General features: G+C 46.1%; 13 protein-coding genes. 5 read left to right on the forward strand and 8 right to left on the reverse strand.

Annotated elements, in window-relative coordinates; all coding sequences use genetic code 11:
* Positions 1 to 6: 6 nt before the first annotated feature.
* Positions 7 to 555, reverse strand: a complete 549-nt coding sequence (locus tag AC27N8_RS03250) for a hypothetical protein (RefSeq protein WP_487063893.1) — start codon at positions 553 to 555, stop codon at positions 7 to 9.
* Between the two features lie 3 nt (positions 556 to 558).
* Here AC27N8_RS03250 and AC27N8_RS03255 point away from each other — a divergent pair, with 3 nt between their 5' ends.
* Complete coding sequence (locus tag AC27N8_RS03255; RefSeq protein WP_487063895.1) at positions 559 to 894, forward strand: DUF5990 family protein; 336 nt, start codon at positions 559 to 561, stop codon at positions 892 to 894.
* 101 nt (positions 895 to 995) lie between these two features.
* Here the strand turns inward: AC27N8_RS03255 and AC27N8_RS03260 are convergent, their stop codons facing one another.
* The 7 genes from AC27N8_RS03260 to AC27N8_RS03290 all read right to left on the reverse strand — a co-directional run bounded on the left by AC27N8_RS03260 (position 996) and on the right by AC27N8_RS03290 (position 6351).
* Complete coding sequence (locus AC27N8_RS03260; RefSeq protein ID WP_487063897.1) at positions 996 to 1607, reverse strand: hypothetical protein; 612 nt, start codon at positions 1605 to 1607, stop codon at positions 996 to 998.
* Between the two features lie 388 nt (positions 1608 to 1995).
* Positions 1996 to 3159: a methyltransferase domain-containing protein gene (locus AC27N8_RS03265; protein ID WP_487063899.1), complete on the reverse strand. Its 1164-nt coding sequence runs from the start codon at positions 3157 to 3159 to the stop codon at positions 1996 to 1998.
* On the reverse strand, positions 3156 to 4139 hold the full coding sequence (locus tag AC27N8_RS03270) for an MvdC/MvdD family ATP grasp protein (RefSeq protein WP_487063901.1): 984 nt from the start codon (positions 4137 to 4139) through the stop codon (positions 3156 to 3158). Before AC27N8_RS03270 ends, AC27N8_RS03265 begins: the two co-directional genes overlap by 4 nt.
* Before the next feature lie 5 nt (positions 4140 to 4144).
* A complete protein-coding gene (locus AC27N8_RS03275) occupies positions 4145 to 4336 on the reverse strand; it encodes a hypothetical protein (protein WP_487063903.1) in 192 nt (63 codons plus the stop codon).
* 281 nt (positions 4337 to 4617) lie between these two features.
* Complete coding sequence (locus AC27N8_RS03280) at positions 4618 to 4965, reverse strand: hypothetical protein (protein ID WP_487063905.1); 348 nt, start codon at positions 4963 to 4965, stop codon at positions 4618 to 4620.
* A 674-nt stretch (positions 4966 to 5639) separates the two neighbouring features.
* On the reverse strand, positions 5640 to 5927 hold the full coding sequence (locus AC27N8_RS03285; RefSeq protein WP_487063907.1) for a hypothetical protein: 288 nt from the start codon (positions 5925 to 5927) through the stop codon (positions 5640 to 5642).
* A 181-nt stretch (positions 5928 to 6108) separates the two neighbouring features.
* Entirely contained in the window at positions 6109 to 6351 is a 243-nt protein-coding gene (locus tag AC27N8_RS03290; RefSeq protein ID WP_487063909.1) for a hypothetical protein, read from the reverse strand.
* An 876-nt stretch (positions 6352 to 7227) separates the two neighbouring features.
* On the opposite strand from AC27N8_RS03290, the gene AC27N8_RS03295 reads away from it, so the two are divergent.
* The 4 genes from AC27N8_RS03295 (at position 7228) to AC27N8_RS03310 (ending at position 11518) form a co-directional block, all read left to right on the forward strand.
* Positions 7228 to 7779 carry a hypothetical protein gene (locus tag AC27N8_RS03295; RefSeq protein ID WP_487063911.1) on the forward strand — a complete coding sequence of 184 codons (552 nt, stop codon included), beginning with the start codon at positions 7228 to 7230 and terminating at the stop codon, positions 7777 to 7779.
* A 39-nt stretch (positions 7780 to 7818) separates the two neighbouring features.
* Entirely contained in the window at positions 7819 to 8904 is a 1086-nt protein-coding gene (locus tag AC27N8_RS03300) for a hypothetical protein (RefSeq protein WP_487063913.1), read from the forward strand.
* 36 nt (positions 8905 to 8940) lie between these two features.
* Entirely contained in the window at positions 8941 to 10008 is a 1068-nt protein-coding gene (locus AC27N8_RS03305; protein WP_487063915.1) for a DUF2332 domain-containing protein, read from the forward strand.
* Positions 10009 to 10330: 322 nt separating this feature from the next.
* Entirely contained in the window at positions 10331 to 11518 is a 1188-nt protein-coding gene (locus tag AC27N8_RS03310) for an MFS transporter (RefSeq protein WP_487063917.1), read from the forward strand.
* The last annotated feature ends 176 nt before the right edge of the window (positions 11519 to 11694 follow it).

Consider the following 11694-nt stretch of genomic DNA (forward strand, 5'->3'; position numbering starts at 1 on the left):
GCATCACTATCCTTTTTCCTTTTCTTCTGAATTTTCAACATCCGTCCACTGTTTCCACCTTATCCAGGCGTTCTCTCCAAGCGTCGCAAAGCGCCTCTGTGTTCGTTCATGAGCAGATTCATAGGAGCGTAAGGAAAAGGCTGATCCAAAACAGTGAACATAGGAGTCGTAAATGATACGGCCTACGTCGTTTGGTGATTGCGCTTCTGGCATCTGCTGTAAAATGACGTCTACTTCCGGCTCATATTCATCATCTGGTGCTCCCATCGAGAGAAGACCCATTACGTCGTCCTCTGCAAGCAATTGGAGCAATGCTTTATACAGCCATCCATACGTCTGTTTGAGGCTGGAACGCGATGATTGCTCTGTCACTGTCCTTCTCCGTTTTTCATGATCAGCTATCTTTTTCAGTATGACTGATGAATGAGATGCTTCCTCTTCAATGACCGCCAGGGTAGCGTGAGCCAATCGAACCGAAAACACCTGTGCGTCATTATTACCTGCATAACACCACCAGACACGATGGACGCCGATTTTGGGTTGTAGGATCACCATCTTGTGCTCCATTCTGGGGATTCTCAGCCTGATGGGTCAGTCCTGTATACGATCGATGTTGTCCTTCTTTATCAGCATGAGAGATCTCAAGGATGCTGTCAAGGCCCCTATATCCATGGAACTCCTGCGGTTCCTTTTCTCTACTTCAGCTTGAGACGTCACGCTGCTCAACCAGCAGACCGGATAAAAAGGTTGAAATCCCCTTACCCTATGTGCTATGGAATCATATCGACGCAATGGAGGCGACCCTTTGCTTTGCTGCCTCCATTTCTAGAGCTGGCAGTGGAACCATGCCACTCTTGTATGATGGATGGAAACAACAGAAGCATCCCTCAATAGAATAACCTGATAGGCTTGATCTACGTTGTAAAGTTTCTGCTTATTTTGTATTGTGAACTTACTTGTAGCCTAGGCTGTTAAGAACAGGTGCTGAATGCGGGTTATAGGCCAAAATTTTGTTTTCCGCCAATAGTAATAAAATCTGCGCGAGAAATAACTTTTATATTGTGAGGATCATCCATTCTAAAACAAATACAGGGCATATTTTCTATGCCTTTTCCTACTACTACTTTTCTAAAGTAACCTACCTGCTCTCTTTTAACTGGCCCGTGTAACTCTAGATCAGAGAGATATCTCTCTAGATGTGCTGCCGGGATTCCATATCTATGCTTCTCAACATTCACTTCTTCTTGATTTTGTTTTAACAATGGAATAGTCCAAGACAAATCTGTGACTTTTTCAAGTGAAAGAGATAGTGTCAATAATTGTCCCGATTGACTAAGTCGCTCAGTATGAATCACTCCAACCTCGTATTCTTCAAGAGAGCCAATGGATTGAACTATCGTGTCCAAATGCAGGGATTTTTCTCCTCTATTACCATTGGAAACAGATGAGCTAATATCTGTTTTGAGTGAGCCATGAGTAGCAGATTTCCATACATAAAAAAAACGGAAAGCAATAGGATTGATAGAAATCCATGGAACACAAAAAGTAGAAGCAATTTCTTGTAAAGGCAGATAATACTGCTGAGCTTCCCACACCATAAGCATCACCAATGATTCCTCTCTTAGGCAAAATCTTTGTTCTATAACACATTTTCCCCAGAAGCTTTGATTGTATCTGATGCACAGAGACATGTCATACTATTAAATATAGCATAATATTACATTTGTCATTTTCTCTTTGTTTTTTTTCTTCATTTTCCAGAGTAACCTGGGACACTGTTGCTGGTTGCAGCTTTTAGCCAGGATTTCAGTGCGAATCCATTTTGCTGCCAGATCATCAGAGTGAAATCATGATATGTTGACTTTTCGCTTCATAGCATCATTCAAAGTGGGACAAGAACATGCGTTATAGCAACCCAATCGTGACAGGAATGAAAACTACTGGAGAGATTTTACGTACCTCTCCAGTACATAGAAAGAATGAGATGCGAACGTGTTATTTGAGTGGCAGAGAAAAGCCATGGGTGACCAGTCTCATCCCATTTCCATCAATCTCGACTGTATAGGCTGTTTGTGGTGGGCTTTGCACACGAAGAAATGTCCGAAAGGCTTCTTGTAAGAGCTTCCATACAGGCAACCACCCAAAAACATCGCCTGTCCAGCCATCTCCTGTCTGTTGGAAGCGCACAATGGATTGATGATCAGACACAATTACAAAGATATGCGGAATTCCATTGACTGGATGCTCTACAACAGAGCATGAAGGGATATTCCATTGTAGAAACCAGCGAAATGCATGATTTTGCAGGAGTATGTGTGGAAAGAGATCATCACGATCGACAAGGAAATGCTGTTGATGTGGCTCCAGTAATAATCGTTGAAAATGAGGATCAACGAAAATGGTTGGAATCTGCTCGCTCACTAGCGGCATAAAATGTAATGGTCGATTGAGAAAGTGGCCATGGCCACCGCTCTCATGCTCATTTTTTTTTAACATTAAAAAACCACTTTCAAGCGGACCTTGGAGATCCATAACCAGAATACCACCTGGAGACAGTTGCTCAATCCAGGGAGCCGGAATAGTTGGCGCACTGGCGGTTGCAATAATCCGGTCATAGGGAGCATCGGAAAGAACACCCTGGAAACCATCGCCGATGACGACATGAACGTGACCAACTATATCGGTCAGTGTTTGTTTCGCCGCATCTGACATTGCTTGTGCGTGTTCACAATCGATTGTGGTAATACCGGATGCATCGTGTGTTAGCAATGACAAAAGGGCTGCATTATATCCAGTTCCCGTTCCTATTTCAAGCACGGTATTTCCAACAGCCACATCAAGTGCCTCCAGCATCATCGCCATCACACTTGGCATCGAACTGGAGCTACACGGCCATCCTCGATGATCCACCTGCACAATCAATGGCGTATCCGTATAGATCTTCCGCATGTAGGCATCCTGGCCAATCGTCTGTGGGGAGACCGTCACCCATCCTTGATCTGCTGTCCGTTCGAGGAACGAGGGAACAAATCGTTCCCTCGGAATCTGGGAAAAGGCATGAATCACACTAGGGGAGTTCAGCCCCGCCGTTTCAATGATCTCCGCGACCATGGCTTCACGCAGCTTCGTACTCTCGCTGTCAAAATGTATCTTCATCATAACTGATACTCCTGGGGAAAACAAAGCAGGTCAGCCATTGCTTCAGCAAGATGGATGGCAGCATTCTTTTGCTCCAACCAATAGAACTGACCATTTGGATTTTCATCGAGAAAGTAATAGCGATCATCGGCAACCAGTAGCAGATCGATGGTGCTAAATTGCAATCCATAACCTTTGACAAATGCCAACAGTTTTGCCTCAACGTCGTGAGGAAGGGAATGTGGGATATAGGCATGTTTTCGATACTCGGTACGCCAATCGACATGTGACCGTGGCTCCGTGTAGATGATTTCTGTCGCAACGCAGCGGGTCCCAAAAATGGTGACACGAATATCACGACAATCGGTGAAGGCTTCCTGAAACAAATGTGCCGCCTCACGAATGCCTTCAAGATTTTTGAGATGCTCTGGCATGATGAGATTGGTGTAAATGAACCGGGGAGGAATGGTCGGATCATCCATCTCAATAGTGTTGCTGTAGATGGCTTTGCAGATGATATGGCCATGACATTCCTCGTAAAAGGCATGTACACGCATCGGATCATTGGTAATCAACGTGCGAGGAACACACAGACCATAACGCTGTGCTGTTACCAGATGCAGTGCTTTCATGGCAGCTCGTTGTATCGCGGCAGGAGAACTGACCACGCAAGTCATCTGACAACTTTCAAGGACTCCAACAAATGCGTAATACGCTTCTCGTTCGAGAAATACACGAATATCAGAAGAGAATGCCTGTGATGCTTGATAGAATTGTGGCCGTCGATACCAAAGCGATGTAGAAGCCTCAAGAGCGTGCGCAATCGACAGGTTTGATTTCCATGTCCCTGCCTCAAGATGAGCGGTAAAGCTCATCTTGAGAGGAAAGTCAGCAAGGTCAATACGCTCCACCGTAAAACCTCGCCGTATGATTTCCTTTTGGACAGGAGGGATATGGAAATCAGTCTCCTGGCTTATAACCATGACTGATTTCTTCTTCATACCATTTATCGTCCCCAGGAATGCATATGATGATCTGAGTCTTTCGCCGTATCGGTGACAGATGTTCCGTCCGTCCCCGTTTGACCAGAGGTGGATGCCTCTGTAGCAGCCAGGGGAGTTTTCTCTGGGGCTGTCGTTAAAAATTGTAAGATAAACGGTTGAATAGGGGCTTGAGGTTTCTCTTCGACAATTGCCATGGTGTATAACTCCTTTTTCCTTGCAACGACAGCATATTTCATCTGTCACAGAAACGCCGGACACGTCATTCGGCGGAGATGACAACCCCTAAACCAGGTATACCATGCACAGGGATACCGGTTCCGCCGACCTACCAGAAAGCATCTAGTAGGCCAGGACATATACATGAGTCAGAGAACCTCATCTATATGCCCTGGTCTGCTAGCAACCATTGGCTGCTGCTTCGTTCCGCTTTTTCCTTCTCATCCATTCTGTCTCGAAATAGACGTGCAGGATGGGGCTACCTCCATCCCCAGATCATTGGCTGCTTTTTTGTCCCACTTTTTCCAATCAAACCATCCATGGACAGCACATATTTACTTTCTTCAGGAGTATTCAGAACGAGCAGCTCTATTTTTCCAATCAATACCAGACGCCTCTCATCAGAAATAGGTCGGTTGGGTACATTTTGATGAAGAACGCTGATTCTATCGATTACTTCTAATCCGAATGGAACAGCGGGACTTCCCGTATGAAGTTGAGCATACAATGCCTTCAAATTGTCTTTGTACACATCATCAGTTTTGAGATGGGCAAGTAGTTCTTTTAATTGTGCCCTTGAGAGTTCTATATGAGTGGTTGTATCCACCAATTTTCTCCTTGTCCTTTTGTGAGAAGAGCAAAGGATGCCAATGTGCGCGGATACCAAGGCATCCCTTGTCCGTAACAGCACGAAACCACATACCATCAGTCATCACCAGAACGATTCCTACAAGCTGGAGATCCCTTGTAGGCCTGGAAGTACAAACATCGCTTACGCGTTCTCCATACTCCCGGGTCTCCAAGCAATATTTTCCTTACACAAAAGTCTGAGCAATCATCACAACACAGAAGCTCATTATTTAAGTAACATCATCATCTCGCTTGAATAATTATCTGGTACAACGAAAATAATACGAAGCATAAAGATCATATATCCTTTCAGATCTGCTGGACGGTTACAATTGTACTATTTTAGAAAAATAGTATGAAAAACAGGTAATGCTTTTTGAGCGGTTTCATTATCAATGTAACCGCCAAATTCTACGGTATAGATACTATGTACTAGGGACAAGCCTTCAAATTTGCCCCTTTATGATCAGTGATCATCCGAACGCCAACCATGATCACATTTAATCAAAATGACTCACAGGATCTTTCTGCCTCAAAAACTTTCGTAAGAACAGGAGCACGATGGTACATGCCCGTAGAAACAAGCAACCAATACTCTGATTGCAGATTATTTTGTAAGCTTGATTGGAAGAATAAAAATGGTTCATATGCTCATAGTTTTAGCACGGGTAATCTTGCAAGGAGATTCCCTTGCCCTTCTCCATGATAATTAGATGGACAGTTCAGACATATCTCATCAAGGTTAATGCTTTGATGTGTCAGAAAATTAAATGCATGCAACACCATTTGAGCAATATCACGATCGGTACATCTTCCCATTTCCACCAGATAGATATCATGTAGAGAAACTGAGCCATCCAGAGCTTGATACATATCCTCAACGGTTACAAGATACGCTTTTCTTATGCGATAGAGATATTCTTTTGCACAATATTCCATACTATCAAACTTTCCAAGTGATAATCAGATAATACGATCTATAATGGTCAGAAACTTCTATTCTAACTTCTAGAATAAATGGAATAGTCGCCACAAAAAAACTCCAAAACTTCTTTCCATATATGTTGCTCTTTCCCATGCTTTTAGCATACTAACAACTATACGAATGGAATGCGCAAACTCACTGGGAGACATCTGGACAGGCGCCTAATTGCTCGGCAATTAGTGCGATCGCGCGATCACCCACCAGATCATGCAGCTGTGTATGAATCTCGTTCATCTTTTCCATTTTCGCAGTAATAAATGCATGGCGTGAGGACCCACACGAGAGATCGGTCATCCCACGTTGTGCGGCTTCGTATTCAAGGGTGATTTGCGTCAGGAGGCGCGAGACATCGCTATGGTGGTGATTTGCTCCGAGCATCACGTATCCTTTTCCTCTCCATATCCATTCACTCTGCTCGCCAAACTTGCTCCTTATAAAAGGAGAAGAAACGGGGAACATAGGTGGATCTCTACAGAACACTACATAATTTGGCATATCTATCTGAGTAATAATGCACTGGCTACCTGAAACGCCACAAACGACATTTCAATTTCAATAGTAGCAAATCACCCTCCTACAAAACTCCTATTTCTCACATAACAGAGCGCTTTTCACTCCTACAAAACTCCTTTTATACCTAGAAAGAAATAGGGCAGAGGCAACTCATCTCGAAGAAAAGCAAATCGCAATGATTTTTCCTGTCCGGCATGAGTCAAAAGACATAGAATCGCATCCAAACAGAGGAAAGATAAGCTGAGAAGCCCCTTTCAAGAATCAAAGAAAAGATAGGTCAGAGGAGCTTCCGTGAAAACTGACAAAAAAAAATTATGCATTGGTGCCACTTGTCTGGGTCTGCGTCATCTTCCGTGCTAAGCTCATCCTTATAGTAGAAAGAATGCAAGCCGATCAGCTCCAGTAGCACATCTCCAAAAAGCGCTGACAAACAGTGCGTCTCACTACACGGAAGATGACGCAGACCCAAAAATCAGGGGAAGAGTGGGAGCTTAGTGGGAGTTATTCTGCTTATTTACTACGGAAAACAGGAGTTTTGTAGGAGCGTAACTTGCTATGATGAGAAGTGTCATGACGTGAGGCATGCACGCCCTTACAGAACAACATGCAATATTTGTGAATTTACATGTTCAATGACGGCACTGAGTCTTTTCAGCGCCCAAGCATCCATCCTTTTTCGCGACAACGAAAAGAGGATCTGCCTGTCTCTCATAAACAAGGCAAGGAAGGAGGAACGAAGACATGCTCAGAGAACATCAGTACCGTCTCCCACTTGAAGCCATTATTGAAGCGATGCAAGCATCGCCTAATCTGGTCTCGGTACAAGCCACCCTTCCAGCTCTCCCACGGCTGACCTCAGAGATCTGTCGGGCTGAACTGCTCATCGGGCCAGGAACCCAGTATCCCCTGCATTCTTGCGCGATTTTGACGCCAGATGATCATCTCCTCCTTCAGCAACAGGAGGCCTATAGCGTATTACTGCATCTCGGAGATATCACCTGGTATGTTCGCTCTGGGACCAGTCCAGACGCTCATATCGCACCAATCGAACACTGCTTTGAGCAGCAGCATACCCCGCCGCTCTTCAACATGCTTCTTGGCGTGCCTGTACGCTCAGTCGTATCCTTATCGCCCAGTCAAATGCAGTCGCTTACCCATCCCTACAAACGGGTATTTGCCTTAGCAGATGGGACGAAAACGATCGGACAGATCGCGCATCTCCTAATGAAATCGCCACAAGATATCCAACATATCGTGCAAATGATGCAAAAGATGCATATTATCAGGCTCTAACCTCTATGCTAGTCTTTTTTGAAACGGAGTAATTATCGTATGAAACGGAACCCTACGAAATCGATAGATCGAAACTCATGGGTCCACACGATCTTAGGAGATCAAAACTTTCAAGAACAACCAGGATTCTTTGCCTGGTGGTATCGACACACCTCACCGCCTGATGCCCCGCCGGAGGCAGACTTTCAGCAGCGGGACCGCATTCGTCGCAGCAGAATCGCTGCGGCATGTATGCTTTTTCTGGTGGCTATTTTGCTGCTCGTCGCCCTCATTGCCTACCTGGGTCCCAACAAGCAGATTGCCAACGTCATTTATACACTCTATCCTATTATTGCCATCTGCATCGTCCTGAACCGCAAAGGATATGTCAATCTCGTTGGCATACTCCTCACCCTCGGACTGGTGGGAGGAATGTGCCTGACCCTGTTTACAACGGCAGCACATGGAGGACTATCACCTAATGACAAAGACATTCTCTATCTCCTTTTTTTTGCCGAACTGTTTGTGGCCGCGATCCTACCGATCAATTACGTCTTTCTCGTGGCCGCAATCAATATTCTCCTGAGCATCTATATGCTGACGTTCGCACATCATACGCCAGCATTCGATGCGCTGCTGGTCACTGGCTACTTTTCTATACTCTTTCGCTTGATTCAAATCCATGTCATTGTCACCGCAGTGCTCTGGATTCTTGTGAATACCAATCGAGCAGCCATTAAGCGTGCAGACCGAGCGGAGGAGCTGGCACGACTCCATCACGATTTGGCAGCCCTTGCCAATCAGAAAGCCGCAGACAAAGCGGTCTTAGATCATAGTATTGCCGTCATTCTTGAGACACATGTACGCCTGGCCAATGGTGATCTGGATGCACGAGTCCCACTCCAGGGAGAAACGGCAACTGTTCTCTGGCATATTGGGGGACAACTCAACAACCTGCTAGGAAGGTATCAAAAAACAAGGCTCGAACTCCAGCAAAAAGAGGAACTCTTCCAGGTCTTTCAGCACCGCATGAACGTAGATCCGACCTTACGAGCAGCCATCGGCACCGAGCTTCAAAAGCACCATGCTGCTCAAAACGGCGGATTGCACCGGCAGCGCGTTTCTCCACCCATGCAATCAGTCTAATTCGTACGCATTTCGCACCAGAAAGGGAACTCAAACGTGACCGCACACACGCAAAAAATCCAGGATCCACGGCAGTGGCTTGGGTATATCCCCCAGACACTTCAGTCTTCACCGCTTTATACTCATCTGTATGCGGGAATCGAACAGGATCAAGAAATCTATGCACTTCTCGCGCACATCGACAAGGATCAACCGATGCTCATTTTGTTTTTTTCTGTCGTGAACTTTCTTGTCTTACGAGATAAGCAGCATCCATTTGCAGAGTTTTATCCATATCTCCATGCGATTCCACGACCAGCAGCACAAGCGTATCCGTTCTTCCGCGATTTCTGTCTCACACATCTGGATGAAATCTGCTCGTTGCTCACCGGCACACGACTCCAAACGAATGAGGTGACCCGGTGCGCGAACCTCTTACCTGCCTTTGAACTCGTCTCACAACGCAGCAGACGTCAACTACTGGCATGTATTGAACTGGGAGCCAGTGCGGGACTCAATCTCAACTGGAGCCGTTTTGGCTATCACTATGGAGCCATCACAACTGGAGAGCCGCATTCCTTTGTCCAAATTCACTGCACGCTCGAAGGAGAGCATCGCCCTCCCATTCCAGCGACGCTTCCACCGCTTGCGCAGTGTCAGGGCATTGAAGTGTTTCCGCTGAATATTCACCAGGAAAGGGATAGACGGTGGTTGCGTGCCTGTATTTGGCCGGAGGAAATGGAACGCTACCTTCTCTTAGATGCAGCCATCGCCGTAGCACAGGATGCGCCACCGACGCCCCTCATTGGCGATGCATCTGATCTCCTTCCTGCACTCTTGAGTACAGTTCCGCAAGATCAAAGTATCTGCCTCTGGCACAGTTTTGCGCTCAATCAAGGACCAATTGCTATCAAAGCACAGATCGAACAGGCCATTCTCCAGGCCTCTCTTGGACGGACAATCTATCGCATCTCGCTAGAAGCAGACCCAACGCACGCAGGCCAGCCACGTCTCGAACTCTTCACGTATCAGCGCGGCGTCTGTGAACAGCAGGAGTGGCTCGCCACATGCACAATTCACGGTGAACGGATGCATTGGTGTGCACCTGATTGTCCAGCGGAATAGCGCACGTAGAAATCCTTCTCAGGCAAGCAATATGTGTTTGCCTGAGATCATGAGCACTATCAAACAATCATAAACGTCGAGAATGTCCTTAACTCATCAGAAAGGGAAAAATATGACAAAAGAATCATCGTTCCCCCCACACCATCCAGAGAACAACACGCACACCGATCTTATCTCAACAGATATATTCCCTGAAACACGTAGAGAACCATACGGAGAAACATCAGGCCTCCTTACGTCTCCGTATGAAGGCAACGACTCATGCATACAGACCCCAATAGCGACCACGACCGAGCCAAAAAGTTGGATGTATACACTCTGTATGACACTTGCAACCATGGTTGGAGGTCTCTCAAGTGTGTGTATAAAACAACTGTTACTTCCTATTCAAGTCAGTCTTCTGGCACCGACCACCACCAACACCTCATTCACGCTGGTTGCATCCGTAGGAGCGTGTGCAGGTCTCATTGCTGCTCCATTTACCGGGGCTCTTTCTGATCGAACAAGCATGCGTTGGGGGCGTCGACGTCCATGGATTATCCTGGGAACCATTGCTACCGTGGCAGGGATGCTAATCATGGCTGGCGCAACCACACTTCCGGCCTTATTGGTGGGTGAAATCATTGCCCAGATCGGAGTGGATACCATCCTCACCACGGTAACAGCTCTTCTTCCTGATCAAATCCCACAGTCACAGCGGTCATTGCTATCCGCCCTGGTTGGACTGGCTCCCAATGTTGGTGGTGTACTTGGCTTAGTCCTGGTCACGCGTCTCACCAATACCTACATTGTCTCAGAAGGCTATATCTTGCTCGCAGCGATCTCTGTCGTATGTATTGTATTCTTTCTTGTCATCTTGCGCGAGCAACCAATCACACGTGATACACTCCCGCCCTTCCGTATGAAAGGTTTTCTCCTAGGGTTTGTTCAGCCATTAACATCTCCGGACTTCGTTTATGTCTATCTTTCCCGCTGTTTCGTCTATCTTTCCTTTACCATGCTGGGTGCCTATCTCTTATTCTATTTACGTAGTGTTCTTCACTTCTCAATTTCAGATGCGGCAGCCAGGGTCACCACCTTTCAACTGCTCTCAACAGGTTTTGTACTAGCTGTCGCGGTCGGTACAGGCATGCTTTCAAAACGTCTAAAGCAGCTCAAACCATTCGTGTTCCTCGGCGCAATCCTCATGGCCGTGAGTCTCTTTCTCATGGCGATGCTTCCGACCTGGTTCGCCCTGCTTGCAAGTGCAAGTATTTTTGGATGCGGCTTTGGACTCTATCTCGGTGTTGATATTGCATTGGCCGTGCGGGTCCTTCCCTCTGAGACACATCGAGGAAAAGATGTCGGCCTGATGTATACCGCCATCTTTCTCGCGCTCATTCTCAGTCCTATTATCGGAGGACTCGTCTTTCAGAGTTCGCCAAACAATTTCACCCTGTTCTTTACTCTGGCGGCAGCGTCGAGTCTTCTTGCCGCTGGGCTTATCCTCCCCATCAAATCTGTGCGATAATCTGCTACACTGCATCTGTTTTTCTGACATTTTCCTCAATCTCTTTTATTGGATCAGATACAGTGCAGCAGATATGGGCGGTATCTTACCTTTAAATGTTAATTTTAATTGTCGTAATGCATTTATTAAAAATACAGTAATTTGGTGAATTTTTTTACAAAAAAAGAGCTCCCTCC

Source organism: Dictyobacter sp. Z7_2, assembly GCF_057551105.1.